Source organism: Thermosynechococcus sp. M3746_W2019_013 (assembly GCF_015296045.1).
GTDB lineage: Bacteria > Cyanobacteriota > Cyanobacteriia > Thermosynechococcales > Thermosynechococcaceae > Thermosynechococcus.
The window spans coordinates 50,681-66,355 of record NZ_DVDW01000013.1 but is presented as its reverse complement, the minus strand read 5'-3'; the positions used below and the strand labels follow the sequence as shown (position 1 = coordinate 66,355).

Here is a 15,675-nt window from a genome sequence, read left to right as displayed (position 1 = left end):
TAGCGTGTTCAGTAGGTAAATGCTATGTCTGCCCACCGTTTTGGCCTTGCGTGGCTACTCCTTGGTACCTTGGCAATGGGGATGGGTGAGCTGCCAGTCATTTTGCCATCGTTACCTGCTGTTGCCCAAAATTCCTCTAACCCAGCCAGTGAGTTTGATCGCTACATGCAGCGGGGGTATCAACTCACCGCCAAGCGCGACTATCAATCAGCCTTAGCCAATTTCCGCCGTGCCCTCAGTTTGCGTCCTGGTAACCGCTATGCCCTCATGGCCATCAGTAATGTGGAGGCCTATATTGCTCGCGATCGCTACGCTGCCCAATCCAGTCATCGCCTCACCTTTGTGCCCTTAAATCGCGGGATGCCGGGGCAACGGGTCGCAGGCGCCACCCGCTTTGGTGAATGTACCCAAGGCTCTCTGGCAAAAATTGTTGCCATTGTTCCCGATAACAACTTGGGTATGACGGCTGTAGACAATCCCAGTCTCTTTTTCTTTGTCCCCCAAAGCACGGCCAAATCTGCGGAACTGATGCTCCTTTCAGAAGCTGGAGATCTGCTACTCGCCCAACAAGTCCCCTTGAATGGCAAAGCGGGGATTTTGCCCGTAACTGTTGATGCCAGTAAGGTAAAGCTACAACCGGGGCAAAAATACCAGTGGATCTTCTCCCTCACCTGTAAGCCCAATGAACCCGATGCCAACCCCTTTGTGACGGGCTGGATTGAGCGGGCTGAGCTAGATAGGAACCTGGCTCGAGTGATGACCACCCTGGCACCGGCGGATCGCCTGCCCCTTTTGGCCACCAGTCAACTCTGGAACGATACCTTGGCCACCCTTGTGGAGTTGCAGCAAAGGAATCCTGATAACCCTGTAATTAAACAGCAGTGGCAGGATCTGCTCAAGAGTGCGGGTATTGAGCCACAAATTGTCAATATGCCGTTGTTGCGATAAATCCCCCTGTGGCGATATTGAGGGCAGCTGGCTGAGGGCAACCCTCACATCCAGTTGCACTAGGATAGAAGGTAGGCTGCATTGTATGGAGTGTGCGCCATGCTAAAAAGACATCCATTGCCATTCCCCCTTTGGTTAACCGGTATTGTGCTCCTTGGAGCGATCGCCCCTCTGCCGGCCTTGGCACAACGGGTTGCGGGTGACATTGTGATTATTGGCAACTCCCCTTCTGAGTGGGGGCGTAACCAGCGCTACTGGAACCACTTGCTCAACCTTTCTGGAGCAGCCGCCGCTTCTGCACCCACCACACCAGGGGCTTCCCAAGAAGTTGATCCCAAAGCTCTAGAACAAGAGCTCCTGCGCAACATCCGCGTCAGTCAACCCCAGTTGGAGCCGGTTATTAGGTTACCGGGGTCTTCAGTGGTGAAAGGCACAGTTACAAACAACAACCGCCAACCCGTGACCATTCAATCTATTAACTATGAAATTGTGGCTGCCAATGGAGAAATTCTCCAAACTGGTGCCGCCACCCCTGAACCCGCCACAGTGGCTCCGGGTCAAACGGTGACATTTCAGCAAATGCTGCCTACCGTGCCGGCAGATAGTGGCGCACGGGTACGGTTAAGCCAGCCCCCAGTACTGCTCCAGGGAGGTGTCTAGTCCCTTTCGGCTCGGTATCACCGGGGGGATTGCCTGCGGTAAATCTGTGGTGGCTGGTTATTTGCAGCAGCAGTATGGGGTGCCCATTGTCGATGCCGATATATTAGCGCGGCAAGGGGTTGCCGTCGGCACACCCATTTATCAAGCCATTGTTGATCGCTATGGTGAGGGGATTTGCCGTAATGACGGTACCCTCGATCGCTCCCGTTTAGGGGAAATTATCTTTGCTCAGCCGCAGGAGCGTCAATGGCTAGAGGCCCAAATCCACCCTTGGGTAATTGCCGAGATGGAGCAAGCGATTGATACCTGTGAGCAACCCCTGCTGGCCTTGGTCATTCCCCTACTGTTTGAAGTACATCTTGAAGGGTTAGTGGATCACATTTGGGTAGTAGCGGCTACCCCTGAGCAACAGTTAGCCCGTCTGCAGCAGCGCGATCGCCTCGCTGGGCATGCAGCTGCCCAACGCCTAGCCAGTCAACTGCCCCTAGAGGAAAAAATTCGACGGGCAGATACAGTGCTCTGGAATACAGGTTCTCGGGAGGAACTTTACCGTCAGGTGGATCAGGCCTTTTCCCTACTGGCCAGAAATGGCAAGGGAAGTTAGCCCCATGGTCACCTGTTGTAGGAAACTTTCTGGATTAATGGGCAAGGGAATGTAGCGCTCAACCCCTTGGTAATTGTCCTTTGACCCCAAAATGAAAATCTTGAGTTGCTCAGGGGTGCAGCGTTGCCGCAACTGATCCACTAACTCCTGCACATTGCCATAGCTAAAGGGTTCTGCCAAAAGAACCGCAATCGGGGTCAGTGCCAGCAAGCGTTCCACTTCAGCATCCACCAGCCAAATCACTTGATAGCCTGCGGTAGTCAAAATCGAGCAGATGAGTGTGGCCGTGGCTTCGTCCTCGCTCACAAGAACAATTCGCCCTTCAGGTTCCACCAGCACATCCGTTGTTGCCAGAGGCGGGACATCCAGCTTGAGTTTAGGGGGGTCTGGTGGAGGGTCTGAAGGAATTGCCGGCAGCCCCACCGTGAAGGTACTGCCTTTGCCTTCGGTGGACTCCACATCAATCCAGCCATGGTGCAGATCCACCCACTGCTTGGTGAGGGCTAACCCCAAACCTGCGCCGGTATAGGCGCGGCCAAAGGAGCTATCCAATTGTTGAAATTTTTGAAACAGCAAGGGTTGTAGGTGTGCAGGGATGCCAATGCCATTGTCCTGCACTTGAAAAATGAGTTCATCCTCTTTCCACCATGCCCGTAGAATCACTTCCCCCCTGGCAGGCGTGAACTTGATAGCATTGCTGAGCAGGTTAATGAGAATTTGCTGGATGCGGCGATAGTCTCCCCAAAAGCGATCGCGACTAGGCGGGATCATCAGTTGATGGCGCAGGTTCACCTGATGGCGGTGGGCTTGGGGTTTGGCGACTTCAATGCAGTCCGTACACAGTTGCCGAATTGAAAAGGCGCTGCGATGGAGGTGCGATCGCCCCAATTCTGCCTCCGAGAGATCGAGAATGCTGTTGATTAACTCCAGCAGGTGGGTACCACTCTCATGGATAATTTCCAGATATTCCCGCTGTTTTGCTGTCAATGGGCCAAGAGGCCAGCGCAGTAGGGTGGCGGAAACCCCAATGACACAGGTGAGGGGCGTGCGCAGTTCATGACTCATGGTTGCCAAAAAGTCGTTTTTAATCCGGTGGGCGGCTTCCATAGCACTTAGGGCTTCCCGCAGCGCCTGGGTGCGTTCATTCACCCGCTGTTCGAGGGTGGCCTTTTGCTGTTGTAGTTCGCTGTAGATTTGCGCTTGGTAAATGGCAATGCTTAGGTGTTGACTGAGGTGCGTGAGAAATTCAACCTCCTGGGGTTGCCACTGGCGGGGGCGATCGCACTGGTGAGCAATGAGCACTCCCCAGAGCCTATCTTGAACCATAATGGGCACAATTAGCCATGACTTGATCTGCCAGTGAGCGGCAAAGGACTGGAGGCAGGGCACCTCCGCATAGAACTGTTGAATGTCACTCACCACAATCGCCTCACCCTGACTCAGGCGCTGATAGCTACTGCTAGGTAAAGCTGACCACTGCCAACATTCATCCCATATTCCCAAAACCGAGGGAATTTCGCTATTGCGGCAGGATTCATAGGTGATTTGGCCGTGCAGTTCCCCTTCGGTCTGACCGAATTGCCCCACCAGCAACCGATCCACATCCAAAAACTCGCGAATGCGATCCACGGCTGTTTTCAGGAGTTCAGGCAGCTCCAGGCTCTGGCGAATTTGGGTTGTCACCTGATGCAGCAGCCGTTCTTGGGCTTGGCGTTCATTGAGGGCAGCTGTCACTAGGGGTTGGCAACTTTGGCACTGGGCGGTCGTTTCTTCACTGAGGACCGCCATGAGCGCGATCACCAGATCAGCGGGCAACATCTGTTCCTTGGCATTTAAGGGGGTCAGTTGCTGCAAGACAGCGCGGATCAGGGGGCGGCGGTTCACAGGAACTTGGCTACGGATTTTGCGCAAAAAGCGGGCGATCGCCCTAGGGTCAGTGAGAATTTCTACCCGATAGGTACTCATCTGCGGCACGGGTTCTGCCTGCAATAGCAGTGCAAAGGTCTCTGCCACCACGACGAGAAAAGGGGCATCGGCAGACGGGATAACCTCTTCACGGGTGAGGACAGTTGCCCTGCGATGGCTTGCTTCTGCGAGCAGGACTGTGGCAATTCGTTCATAGAAAAATGCTGGTAAAATTCGATCAAAGACGGGCTGGTGCATAGTTTTTTAAGTTCAATCCTTGATCGGTTCATCGCAGGAAGGGGCATCGCCAGGGGCGGTGTGATTACTATCGGCTTTTCCTATTCATTTCTGTTGTAGCGGTTCGGAAGGAACAGGGGAAAAGCCCACCGGTTTTTTTAATGATTGTTGTCAACCTATGCATCGAATTCTTACGTTCAATGATCTGACTATTGCTACAGATAACAGCAATGTTGCATTTCTACAGCAAAGTAGTGCTCCCATTGTTATTTTAACGGGAGCGGATACGGATATTGCTCTGCTGGCCCAAGCCTACCATCAACTGCCAAAGGATTTTCCGTCGCTGCGCCTTGCTAACTTACTGCATTTACAAGCGGCAGCAGCCATTGATGACTATGGCGATCGCGTTCTGGCGAAGGCCGATGTTGTGGTGATTCGCCTCTTGGGGGGACGCAGCTATTGGAGCTATGGTCTCGAGGTGGCACAGCAAATGGTCAGCGATCGGGGGGGACAGTTGATTTTGCTGCCGGGGGACGATCGCCCCGATCTAGAACTGATGAGCCTCTCCAGTTGGCCACTGGCGCAAGTTGATCGCCTCTGGCACTACTTTTGTGAAGGAGGATTGGAGAATATTCGCCGGGCCCTTGAATTTATTGGCCACTACGGCTGCGGTTGGGGGGCTCCTCCCCGCCCTCCCCAAAGGATTCCCCGCTGGGGCGTTTATCCTATTCAGGGGAAAATAGCAAGGGATTGGCCACAGGTGGGCATTCTCTTTTACCGTGCCCATTACTTGGCGGGCAACACCGCTGTGATTGAGACCCTTGCTCAGGCCTTGATGCAGCGGCAATTGGCGCCTGTTGCCGTGTTTGTCTCCTCGCTCCAAGACCCAGAAATTCAACGGGGACTGCTGGCAGCATGGCAGGGCAAGGTAGAACTGATTCTCAATACAACGGGGTTCGCGATCGCCAAAGCCAACGAGGTCAATCTGTGGCAGCAATTGGACGTTCCCGTTTTACAGGTCATTCTCAGCAGTAGCACGTTTGAAACATGGCAGCAAAACCCCCAAGGGCTCACCCCCCGGGACTTAGCAATGCATGTGGTTTTGCCGGAGGTGGATGGCCGCATCATTACCCGTGCCGTGTCCTTTAAGGCAATAGCACAAATTCAACCAGAGGTGGAAACCACCGTGACCACCTATGTCCCAGTGGGCGATCGCCTAGACTGGGTCAGTGAACTGGCCGCCAACTGGCTGAAGCTCCGCCGCAAAGCCCCAGCTGAACGCCGCATTGCCCTCATCTTAGCCAACTACCCCTGCCGCGATGGTCGCCTTGCCAACGGCGTCGGCCTTGATACCCCCAACAGTACCGTGGCACTGCTCAGGGCACTGCAACAGGCGGGCTATGATCTTGGCCCTAACCCCTTACCCAAGGATGGCGATGCCCTAATCCAACACCTCAGCCGCTATCGCACCAACGACCCCGAAGGCAATCACTGGCGGCTGCCCCGCTATACCCTCTCCCTTGACACCTACCAGCACTATTTTCGGAACCTACCAAGGGCAGTACAGGCGGCCATTAACCAACGCTGGCCGGCACCCACCACCGATCTCCCCATTGCGGGTGACTGTTGGGGGAACATTTTTGTCGGCGTCCAACCCAGTCGGGGCTACGATCGCGACCCCAGTTTGAATTACCATGCCCCCGATTTGGAACCTACCCCAGAGTATCTCGCCTTTTACTTTTGGTTGCGCCATGTCTTTGGGGCGGATGCAATTGTCCATGTGGGCAAGCACGGCAATCTCGAATGGCTGCCGGGCAAAGGGATAGCCCTCAGTGATACCTGCTTCCCTGAAATTGCCCTTGGCCCTGTGCCCCATTTTTACCCCTTTATTGTCAACGACCCCGGTGAAGGCGCCCAGGCCAAACGCCGCGCCCAAGCGGTGATTTTGGATCATCTGACACCGCCCCTCACCCGTGCCGAGTTGTATGGTGGCCTAGAGACCCTCAGCCACTACATTGAGGAATACTACGCCGCTGAGCAGTTTGATCGCCCCCGCTTAAGCGTCCTACGGCAGCAAATTGAAACCCTGGTCCAAGAACTAGATCTAGATCAGGAGATTCCACCCCCCCGACCGCAAGAAACATGGCTAGAATGGCTGGCTCGCACCGATGGCTACCTCTGTGATTTACGGGATGCCCAGATTCGCGATGGCCTACATATTCTTGGCCAATGTCCCCAAGGGCGGCAGTTGCGAGATCTAATGGTGGCGATCGCCCGCACTCCCAGTGACCAGCACAGGGGTCTCACTCGGGCTCTGGCACAGGATCAAGGGGTGGATTTAGACCCCCTCACCGCTGATCCAACCGCTCCCAGTCCTGTCCCCGGCTACCGCTCCGTGGGCGAGTGGCAAAATGCCCTAGAGGCAGAGGCGGCAAAATGGGTAGAAAGTTTGCTTCTGGGTACCCCTGATTTCCCCTGTGGCCGCGCAACTCAGCAGGTACTGGATTGGATTCGCACGGTCCTCTACCCTGCCCTGCAACAGACCCGCCAAGAAATTGACCACTTCCTCCACGGCCTCAATGGTGGCTATGTTCCCAGTGGAGCCGCTGGTGCCCCCACTCGCGGTCGTCCCGATGTCTTACCCACGGGACGGAATTTCTATGCAGTGGATCTGCGGGCAGTGCCGACAGAGGCTGCTTGGGCATTGGCGGAACGAGCGGCGGCGGCACTGATCGAACGCTATTGTCAAGAGCAGGGCGACTTTCCCCGTACCCTTGGCCTCTCGGTGTGGGGCACAGCAACAATGCGCACCGGCGGCGATGATATTGCCCAAGCCCTCGCCCTTTTAGGAGTCCGACCGGTCTGGGAAGGCGCCTCACGGCGGGTGGTGGATTTGGAGGTGATTCCCTTGTCGCTGTTGGGTCGGCCACGGGTGGATGTCATGCTGCGCATCTCCGGTTTTTTCCGGGATGCTTTTCCCAACCTCATTGCCCTCTTTGATGAGGCGGTGCAGCGGGTGAGCCAACTGCCAGAACCCCCCGATCAAAATCCCCTGGCCGCTCAAGTGGCCAAAGAAACAGAGTATTGGCAACAGCAGGGTCTCCCCTTGGATCAAGCTCGGGAACGGGCATGCTTTCGCATCTTTGGTTCCAAACCTGGTGCCTATGGTGCCGGACTCCAAGGACTCATCGAAGCCCAAAACTGGCAGGGGGATGAGGATCTTGCCCGCGCCTACATCCACTGGAGTAGCTATGCCTACACTGGGGAAGCCCACAGCCACAATGCAGCGGAAGCCCTAGAGCAGCGGCTCAGTCAACTGCAAGTGGTGCTGCAAAACCAAGACAACCGCGAGCACGATCTCTTAGATTCCGATGATTATTACCAGTTTCAGGGGGGCTTGACCGTTGCGGTGCGATCGCGATCAGGGCAGCAGCCCACGGTTTACTTTGGCGATCACTCACGGCCAGAGCAGCCGAAAATTCGCACTCTGCAAGAGGAACTGCTGCGGGTCTATCGCTCCCGCGTCATTAATCCCAAATGGCTAGCAGGCATCAAGCGTCATGGCTACAAAGGCGCCTTCGAAATGGCGGCCACGGTAGATTATCTCTTTGGCTATGCCGCTACGGCTCGCTGTGTACCCGATTATGTGTTTACAGGCATCGCCCAGACCTATTTGCTCGATAGCGCAATGCAAGCCTTTGTGGCACGCCATAATCCTTGGGCACTGCGGGACATGGCTGAGCGACTCCTGGAAGCTGCCCAACGCCAACTGTGGCAGGCACCTGATCCGCAGATGTTAGACCGCCTGCGATCGCTCGCCCTTGAGGCCGAAGGTTTAATTGAGGGCAACAGTGCCCCCTAGTACAGCAAAATCAGGCGCAGCACCCGCGCGACTGCCGCCACCAAGCAGACAATCACCAACTGCCCCGGCAAGGCAAAAAGCGAATACTGCTCTAGTAGCTCCACCAAGGGGTAACTCAACTGCCCTGCAAGAGCCAGAGCACTGAGGTAGAGGGCACCGCAGACATGAATGAGCACCAGTCCCCCTAGGCTGCTCAAGGCAAGCCATTCTAAACTAACCCGTTTTTGGGGGCGAAAGGCCAGCCAACCACAGACCCAGGCCCCCGGCACAAAACCCAAGAGGTACCCGAATGTCGGTTCATGCCAATAGCCTAGGCCGCCCCCTTGGGAAAAAACCTGAAACCCGCTCAGCCCCAGAATCAAATAGGCCACCTGTGAGAGAGCTGCGGCTTGCCGTCCCCCCATACAGCCGACAAAGAGAACAGCGGCCACCTGGTAGGAGACTGGTAACGGCTGCACTGGAACCGCTGCCCATGAGGTGGGTAAAACAAACTGCCCCGCCGCGTTAAAGAAGTTGGGGAGGGCGATCGCTGCTTCCATGAACGTTCCGGCAACGGTTAGGAGGAGGCCTAAAATCGCCCACAAAAATTCATCAAGGGGTGACAAGTCGTTTCTCAAGAGCGCTGCAACACGTTCGGTGTAACTGACGGACTCGTATAGTGAAATGTGAGATCTGTATCCCCCATCATGATAATGTCCCCATGGTGTAATACCCGCTCATCCGATAGAGGAGTACCGTTAACCACTGTACCATTGCGACTATTGTTGTCACGGATTAGATACACTACGGCATTGCCACGAGGCCGCAGTTCAATGGTTGCCTGATGCCGGGAAATATAGGGATCATGAATAATAATGTCACAGTCGCTGCCGCGGCCAATTTTCCAGCACGCTTTTCCTGTGAGGTGATACTTGCCCACCACCACGCCTTGGGAGCGCACAATCAGCCATGCTTGTTTGTCAACATCTGGAAAGCGCATCATGAGGGTTGACCACGGATACTTTTATCATAGGTACTCCATCCGTACTTTTGGAGATGGCTGAGATTTTGAAAATCTATGGGAATCCGAGATTGGATGCTTTTGATCTGCAGATGTCAACTTCAGTATTTTTACGGATAACAAAAGGTTAGGAACTGTGTTTAGATAGAACCATGGAAAAACTATTTTAAGTAAAAAAGTTTTTGGAGTAAGGCTCTCACGTATCAATTAGATACATACATCAGTGAGACAAAATAGCGAGGTAATTTTATTTGCTTTAACTAACTTGTTATAAGGTTCCTATGAACAAGCCGGCCCCAACTTCTTTGACGGAGATTAAAAATCAGGTTGTACCGGCTCAGCAACTCAAGCTACGGCGATCGCTCCTTGCTAATCTGTTAGTTTTCGCAGCCGGGTGTGGCATCCTTGCCTTTGCAGGCTGGTTTCTCTACCGCCATTTAACAACGGTGCGTAGTCGCGATGCAGTTATTAATGGCGTGATTGTGAACGTGCGTGCTCCAGAAGAAGGAACACTGGAGAAACTCCAGGCGCAGGTAGGGGACTTTATCGAACCCACCGCTGCCCCCTTAGCCCTCATAGAAAATGACTATGTCAGTCAAGGCAACGCTCGAGAAGTTGAAAAATGGTTAGAGCGGCGGCGGGGAGAATTAGAAGCTGCTCAGGCAAAGTTGGCTCAATTGCAAAAACTCCTTGCCTCTGCCCAAAGGGATGAACGCAATCAGCACAGACTAGAGGTAGAGCAAACCAATCGCCAAGTGGCTGCTGCTCAAGCAGAACTCGCAGCAGCTCAGGCCAAGCTTGCGGATGCCAAGGCACGCTATCAACTGGCACAAATTAACTACCAGCGCTTTAGCCAGTTAGCACAGCAGGGAGCAGTACCCCAAGCCCAAGCCGATGCGGCTCTAACGGAGTTGCAGCAAAGCCAAGCCCAAGTGGCTGCTCGTCAACGGGATGTGGAAGCTGCGGCTCGCACCGTTGAGGCGCTGGAGGCCGATGCCCGTGCTGCTGCATTGGGGCTGACACTGCGCAACACTCGCAGTAACTATGACCCCCGCCTACGGCTGCAAGAGTTACAAATTCAGATTAGCGAACAGCAGGCGATCGTCCAAGGGATTCAACGGGAAATCGCTGCCCAACAACGACAGGTTGCCCAAGCCCAGCGGGAGGTTGCTCAGCGCAAAGTGGTGAAGGTGACTGCTCCCATTGCCGGTTATGTCTGGCATGTGGATGCCCGTCCGGGGATGTTTCTCGGTAAAGGGGATCAAATTTTGCAGTTGTTGGATTGTGGGCGTCGTTGGATCGATGTCTTTGTGGATGAACAATCACTGCGGCTCATCCATCCGGGCACTCGGGCAAAGATTGAACTCTATGGGGCCAAAGGGAAAGTTCTTCAGGGCACAGTCACCAATATTCGCTCTGGCTTGGGGCGCCTCAACCCCGGTGATGATCAGGTCATCCCAATTCCCGAAAACTATCCGCGTCAAAGTCAAGTGCGTGTTGAGCTAGATTCTGACCACGATTGGGGTGACGGTAACTTTTGCTATGTGGGCTACACTGCACGGGTGACCTTTCAAATTAGCCCCTAGGCTTTTGTATTTAATCCTCTGGGATAGGCAACCTTCATAGCAACCTTCATAGTTGCCTTTTATCTAGGCAATAAGGGATATTGATGCAACTTTATTCTTGACCCTGTGAAGTGCAGCACCATTCATAGATAAGATTAAATCTAATCAGTCTTATCCATAGCCATAAGCGGGGTTTATGTTGCAATCATTGGCGGACACAGTATGGCTCATTCCCTTCTACTCCCTGACGGGAATGGTGCTGTCCTTGATTTGGTCACCGGGGATTACGCGGAAAACGGGGCCACGGCCAGCGGGCTATTTGAATATCTTGCTCACCTTTTTCTCCTTTGTGCATGCCCTGTTGGCAACGGTGGCGATCGCCAACCAACCACCGCAGTATTTGCACTGGACGTGGCTGGATGTGGCGGGTCTGCACTTTGACATTCCCGTTGAAATTTCGATCTTGACAACTACCGCCCTGATGCTGATCACGGGCTTAAATTTGCTGGCCCAGGTTTTTGCGGTGGGCTACATGGAGATGGATTGGGGCTGGGCCCGCTTTTTTGCACTGCTTGCTCTTTTTGAAGGGGGCATGGGGGCGCTGGTCCTCCTTGACTCTCTCTTTTTCAGCTATGTGGTCTTGGAAATTCTGACCCTTGCCACTTACTTGCTGATTGGACTGTGGTTTAACCAGCCCTTGGTGGTGACGGGTGCCCGCGATGCCTTTTTAACGAAACGGGTAGGGGACTTAGTGCTACTGATGGGAGTGTTGGCGATTTACCCCCTTGCCGGTTCTTGGAATTACGACGATTTAGCGGCTTGGGCGGCAACGGCTCAAGTGAACCCCACCCTTATTACTCTGATTTGTTTAGCGCTAATTGCAGGTCCGATGGGGAAATGTGCCCAGTTTCCCCTGCACCTGTGGCTGGATGAGGCAATGGAAGGGCCAATTCCCGCCTCGATTTTGCGGAATGCAGTGGTTGTGTCTACGGGGGCATGGGTGCTGGTGAAGCTGACACCAGTCCTCAGCCTTTCCCCATTCGCTCTAACGGCCTTGTTGGTGATTGGGAGCGTCACCGCCTTAGGAGGAACCTTGATCGCCATTGCCCAAGTGGACATTAAACGCGCCCTCTCCTATTTGGTGAGTGCCTACATGGGGTGGGTGTTTATTGCTGTTGGCCTCAAGGAGCCGGGCTTAGCTTTTGTCTTTATCCTCACCTATAGCCTGGCCATGGCACTGCTAATGATGAGCATCGGCGGCATCATCTGGAATAGTATTACCCAAGATCTGCGCCTGCTGGGTGGGCTGTGGTCCCGGCGCCCCATTTCAGGGATCTCCTTCCTCGTCGGCTCCGCAGGGCTGCTGGCGGTTCCACCCTTGGCCAGCTTTTTCCCCCAGGCAGAATTGCTGGATACAGCTTTTGCCCAGCTGCCTTGGGTCGGGGTGGTGCTTCTGTTGATGAATACCTTTGCTGCTTTTAGTCTTGGGCGCACATTTTGCCTAGTTTGGGGCGGTGAGGTCCAACCGATGACGGCGCGATCGCCCGAGGTCTTTTGGCCGATGATTTTGCCGATGACCGTTGATCTGGGGTTCGTGCTGCATTTGCCCATTCTCATGGGGCGCTTTGATTGGGTGATTTGGACCCAGCCTTCCTTGACCACCGCTGCTGCACTGACTGTAACTGCTCTTTTGGGCTGGGGTGCAGCCGCATGGGTCTATCTCGGCAAAGCAGTTCCCAAACCCGTGCAGTTCCCCCTACCGTCGGTGCAGGATCTGCTGGCTTACGACTTCTATACGCCAAAGCTCTACAGGGCAACGGTGGTGGGAGTGGTGGATATTATTTCCCGCATTACCGCTTGGTTTGATCGCACGTTTGTGGACGGGACCGGCAATGCCTTTGGCGTGGTCACCCTTTTGGGGGGCGATCGCCTGAAATATAGTACAACGGGGCAATCCCAGGCCTATATCCTCACCATTTTGATGGGCGTTGCCATTCTAGTCATTGCCATTTGTTGGCCCCTGCTGGCCTAGTGCTCCATTCTTTGAGGTTTCTGCCCTATGCTGACACTGTTAATTGTTTTGCCAGTGATCGGTTCCCTCCTGATGCCGCTGCTGCCAGAGCGAGTCCTACGTTCGGTTACTTTAGTTATCGCTGGTGTCACCTTTGCCCTGTCCCTCTGGATGCTGACACAGTTCGATGTCCAGCAGAGCGCACTGCAATTTACGGAATTCCTGCCGTGGCTGTTGCCCTTGGGATTGAACTATTCCCTTGGTGTGGATGGCCTCTCGCTGCCCCTCATTGTTTTGGGAACCTTCTTGACCCTTGGGGTTGTATTGACGGGTGAAAAAAGTGGACAGCGGCTTTTTTATGCCCTTGTTCTTTTGGCCAATGCCGGCATTACAGGTGCCTTGGCTGCCCAGAATCTGCTGCTGTTTGTTCTCTTTTATGAACTTGAGTTGGTGCCCTTTTACCTGTTGATTTTGATCTGGGGTGGGCAGCGTCGTGAGCAAGCGGCGGTCAAGTTTCTCATCTATACGGCAGTGTCGGGCATTCTTGTCCTCGCTGCCTTTTTGGCAATGGGCTGGCTGACCCACGCTCCTAGTTTTGACTGTGCCGATATTCAAATCGCTGGCTTGGCACCCACCACTCAAGGGATTCTGCTGTTGCTGTTGATCTTGGGCTTTGGGATCAAAATGCCGTTGGTGCCCCTCCACAGTTGGTTGCCTGATGCCTATGTAGAAGCTTCAACTCCGACAGCAATTCTCCTTGGGGGGGTATTCGCAAAACTAGGTGCCTATGGCTTGGTGCGTTTTGCCCTAGGCGATTTTCCAGAGGTTTGGGGGCAGTTTTCTGGTCCCTTGGCGATCGTGGCGGCGGTGGGGATTGCCTATGGTGCCCTTGCGGCCATTGCCCAAAAGGATATTAAACGGATGGTGGCCTACAGTTCCATTGGCCACATGAGTTACGTCCTCCTAGGGGCAGCGGCTCATACCCACCTCAGCATGGTGGGGGCGATCGCCCAAATGGTGAGTCACGGCCTCGTCTTGGCACTCCTGTTCTATCTGGTGGGCGTGATTGAAACGAAAGTCGGCACCCGGGAACTGAATGTGCTCAATGGCTTGCTCAATCCGCTGCGGGGGTTGCCGACCACCAGTGCCCTCTTAATTTTGGGTGGCATGGCGAGCGCGGGTATTCCAGGACTTGTGGGGTTTGTGGCGGAATTTTTGATCTTTCAGGGCAGCTATGGAGTTTTCCCCGTGCCAACCCTGATTGCTGTGGTGGGCACTGGCCTCACAGCTGTTTATTTCGTGATTATGATCAACCGCACCTGCTTTGGTCGCCTTGACAATGCCACTGCCTACTACCCGCGCGTGGTGTGGTCAGAGAAAATGCCAGCCCTCGTCCTGACCCTGTTGATTCTGTTTTTGGGGGTTCAGCCCACCTGGCTGGTGCGTTGGAGTGAAACCACCAGTGCTCAGATCGTTGCTGCCGTCCCCAGTGCCAATGAAATTGTTGCCACCTTAGCCAAGCGTTAGGAGAATTTCCCATGGTTCAAGCAATGGAGCGCCCCAGTTCTGCCAAGCTGCCACCCCTAGATCATCCCCTCGCCGATATTATTTACCGCCTTGAGGCAGGAGGTGCCCTGATTCCCGATACACCCGTGAACCTGATGAAAATTATCGGGATGTACAAGGCCTACTCAATTCCAATGGACTTCTACTGGCGGGACTTGCTCTATCTCGGTGAGCGGGTCTTTATTAATCCCTTTCCCTTCTTTAAGTATTTTCCGACCAAGGAATACTTTGAGTTGCCGAACCACTACGCCGGTGATACTGCCGATCTGCGGATTTGGCGTGGCCCTGCCCATGCCCACCCGGAACTCATGGAGTTTATTGAAAAAGGGGAGACCGGCAAAATGCCCCGTCTGCTCCACCACCTCTGGCATGACCGCATCAACATGGAATTTTCCGAAGATTTAGCGCGGGCAATGATGTGGCACCGCATGGGCGGTCAGTTGGATATTTACCTTGACTCCGAGGAGTACAAAGCGGCAGCGGATAAGGCGATTCGTGCCTACTTCAAGCGCAACCCATTGATGCTTGGGCTGTACAAACTCTTTCCCGACCTCTTTTTAGAGCAGGCTCGCCAAGCCACGTACATGAATGTGCTGGGGCTATTTTGGGAAGTGATGGCACCCGTCTTCTTTGAGATTAGCGATCGCTACGATGAGGGCAGTATTACCAGTGTCAAGGATGCCATGAACTTCTTGGTCAATGGCATTTTTGCCGCTGCCGGTCGCCCTATTTACCACCATGTCTATATTGACGATGAGGTTCATGTCCTCGTGCCCAAAGAAAAAGGGTTTATGTGGCTCTACGAGGCGGCCTTCCCCTATGTGGAAGCGGTCTTTTACCGCACTTCTCCTTTCCGCGGCACAAAGTCCTACAATGCCCAAGCCAATCAGGTGCCCACTGATCAGGTGGACTTCCACTATGGTATTCTCTTTGCCGATAAATTCCCTGTGGGGACGGCGGGGATTCCACCAACGCTGCTCCACCAAGATATGTATCACTTCTTACCCCAGTACCTAAGGGATTACTTCCACCAGCACTGTCGCGGTGAGGATGATATTTTGGTGCAATTGGGCATTGCCTTCCAGCACGCTATGTACACCGTGACCTCCGCCGTTTTGCAAGCCACCCGTGCTGCCTTCTACTACCCCTTGGATGATCCCAATCCAGAGCATTTAATGGCGAATCGGCGCTTCTTTGTTGCCCAGATGGATCGCTTTTTGCGGCCCCAGTACGGCATTGCTGAAGCCTGCAAAATCCGCAATGTTCAAGATCCCAATTACTTGTAGTTATTTGTATTTGTAGAAAGTTGTAGGGCAG

The 15,675-nt window shown here is 54.1% G+C and carries 11 protein-coding genes; 8 read left to right on the top strand and 3 right to left on the bottom strand.

The window, feature by feature from the left end:
• Positions 1–24 precede the first annotated feature (24 nt).
• The 3 genes from IGQ16_RS02130 to coaE all read left to right on the top strand — a co-directional run bounded on the left by IGQ16_RS02130 (position 25) and on the right by coaE (position 2,212).
• On the top strand, positions 25–948 hold the full coding sequence (locus IGQ16_RS02130) for a DUF928 domain-containing protein (RefSeq protein ID WP_024125824.1): 924 nt from the start codon (positions 25–27) through the stop codon (positions 946–948).
• 99 nt (positions 949–1,047) lie between these two features.
• A complete protein-coding gene (locus IGQ16_RS02125; protein ID WP_024125825.1) occupies positions 1,048–1,608 on the top strand; it encodes an FxLYD domain-containing protein in 561 nt (186 codons plus the stop codon).
• A complete protein-coding gene (gene coaE, locus IGQ16_RS02120) occupies positions 1,601–2,212 on the top strand; it encodes a dephospho-CoA kinase (protein ID WP_297039627.1) in 612 nt (203 codons plus the stop codon). The genes IGQ16_RS02125 and coaE overlap by 8 nt, the downstream gene beginning before the upstream one ends.
• On the opposite strand, the gene IGQ16_RS02115 is transcribed toward coaE, so the two are convergent.
• Positions 2,183–4,375 carry an ATP-binding protein gene (locus IGQ16_RS02115; RefSeq protein ID WP_297060074.1) on the bottom strand — a complete coding sequence of 731 codons (2,193 nt, stop codon included), beginning with the start codon at positions 4,373–4,375 and terminating at the stop codon, positions 2,183–2,185. The genes coaE and IGQ16_RS02115 overlap by 30 nt on opposite strands.
• Positions 4,376–4,532: 157 nt before the next feature.
• Between IGQ16_RS02115 and cobN the strand changes: the two genes are divergently transcribed.
• The gene (gene cobN / locus IGQ16_RS02110; RefSeq protein WP_297060072.1) at positions 4,533–8,216 is read left to right on the top strand and encodes a cobaltochelatase subunit CobN; all 3,684 of its coding nucleotides are present in this window, start codon (positions 4,533–4,535) and stop codon (positions 8,214–8,216) included.
• Here cobN and IGQ16_RS02105 read toward each other — a convergent pair.
• Together IGQ16_RS02105 and IGQ16_RS02100 are read right to left on the bottom strand one after the other, a co-directional pair.
• Complete coding sequence (locus IGQ16_RS02105) at positions 8,213–8,755, bottom strand: biotin transporter BioY (RefSeq protein ID WP_081711829.1); 543 nt, start codon at positions 8,753–8,755, stop codon at positions 8,213–8,215. The genes cobN and IGQ16_RS02105 overlap by 4 nt on opposite strands.
• A 74-nt stretch (positions 8,756–8,829) precedes the next feature.
• Positions 8,830–9,198 (bottom strand): FHA domain-containing protein, encoded by a 369-nt coding sequence (locus IGQ16_RS02100; protein WP_024125830.1) that lies wholly within the window; start codon positions 9,196–9,198, stop codon positions 8,830–8,832.
• A 299-nt stretch (positions 9,199–9,497) separates the two neighbouring features.
• On the opposite strand from IGQ16_RS02100, the gene IGQ16_RS02095 reads away from it, so the two are divergent.
• The 4 genes from IGQ16_RS02095 to IGQ16_RS02080 all read left to right on the top strand — a co-directional run bounded on the left by IGQ16_RS02095 (position 9,498) and on the right by IGQ16_RS02080 (position 15,644).
• Positions 9,498–10,802, top strand: a complete 1,305-nt coding sequence (locus IGQ16_RS02095) for an HlyD family efflux transporter periplasmic adaptor subunit (RefSeq protein ID WP_024125831.1) — start codon at positions 9,498–9,500, stop codon at positions 10,800–10,802.
• A gap of 175 nt (positions 10,803–10,977) precedes the next feature.
• Positions 10,978–12,813, top strand: coding sequence for an NAD(P)H-quinone oxidoreductase subunit F (locus IGQ16_RS02090; RefSeq protein ID WP_024125832.1), 1,836 nt, complete (start codon positions 10,978–10,980; stop codon positions 12,811–12,813).
• Between the two features lie 27 nt (positions 12,814–12,840).
• Positions 12,841–14,319, top strand: a complete 1,479-nt coding sequence (locus tag IGQ16_RS02085; protein WP_024125833.1) for an NADH-quinone oxidoreductase subunit M — start codon at positions 12,841–12,843, stop codon at positions 14,317–14,319.
• An 11-nt stretch (positions 14,320–14,330) separates the two neighbouring features.
• Complete coding sequence (locus IGQ16_RS02080; protein ID WP_024125834.1) at positions 14,331–15,644, top strand: CO2 hydration protein; 1,314 nt, start codon at positions 14,331–14,333, stop codon at positions 15,642–15,644.
• The last annotated feature ends 31 nt before the right edge of the window (positions 15,645–15,675 follow it).

Bases quoted from the DNA above. Each gene is read 5' to 3' on its own strand.
- IGQ16_RS02100 (WP_024125830.1), bottom strand. From the start codon at position 9,198: ATGATGCGCTTTCCAGATGTTGACAAACAAGCATGGCTGATTGTGCGC.
- IGQ16_RS02090 (WP_024125832.1), top strand. From the start codon at position 10,978: ATGTTGCAATCATTGGCGGACACAGTATGGCTCATTCCCTTCTACTCC.
- cobN (WP_297060072.1), top strand. From the start codon at position 4,533: ATGCATCGAATTCTTACGTTCAATGATCTGACTATTGCTACAGATAAC.
- IGQ16_RS02105 (WP_081711829.1), bottom strand. From the start codon at position 8,755: ATGGAAGCAGCGATCGCCCTCCCCAACTTCTTTAACGCGGCGGGGCAG.
- IGQ16_RS02130 (WP_024125824.1), top strand. From the start codon at position 25: ATGTCTGCCCACCGTTTTGGCCTTGCGTGGCTACTCCTTGGTACCTTG.
- IGQ16_RS02085 (WP_024125833.1), top strand. From the start codon at position 12,841: ATGCTGACACTGTTAATTGTTTTGCCAGTGATCGGTTCCCTCCTGATG.
- IGQ16_RS02125 (WP_024125825.1), top strand. From the start codon at position 1,048: ATGCTAAAAAGACATCCATTGCCATTCCCCCTTTGGTTAACCGGTATT.
- IGQ16_RS02080 (WP_024125834.1), top strand. From the start codon at position 14,331: ATGGTTCAAGCAATGGAGCGCCCCAGTTCTGCCAAGCTGCCACCCCTA.
- IGQ16_RS02115 (WP_297060074.1), bottom strand. From the start codon at position 4,375: ATGCACCAGCCCGTCTTTGATCGAATTTTACCAGCATTTTTCTATGAA.
- IGQ16_RS02095 (WP_024125831.1), top strand. From the start codon at position 9,498: ATGAACAAGCCGGCCCCAACTTCTTTGACGGAGATTAAAAATCAGGTT.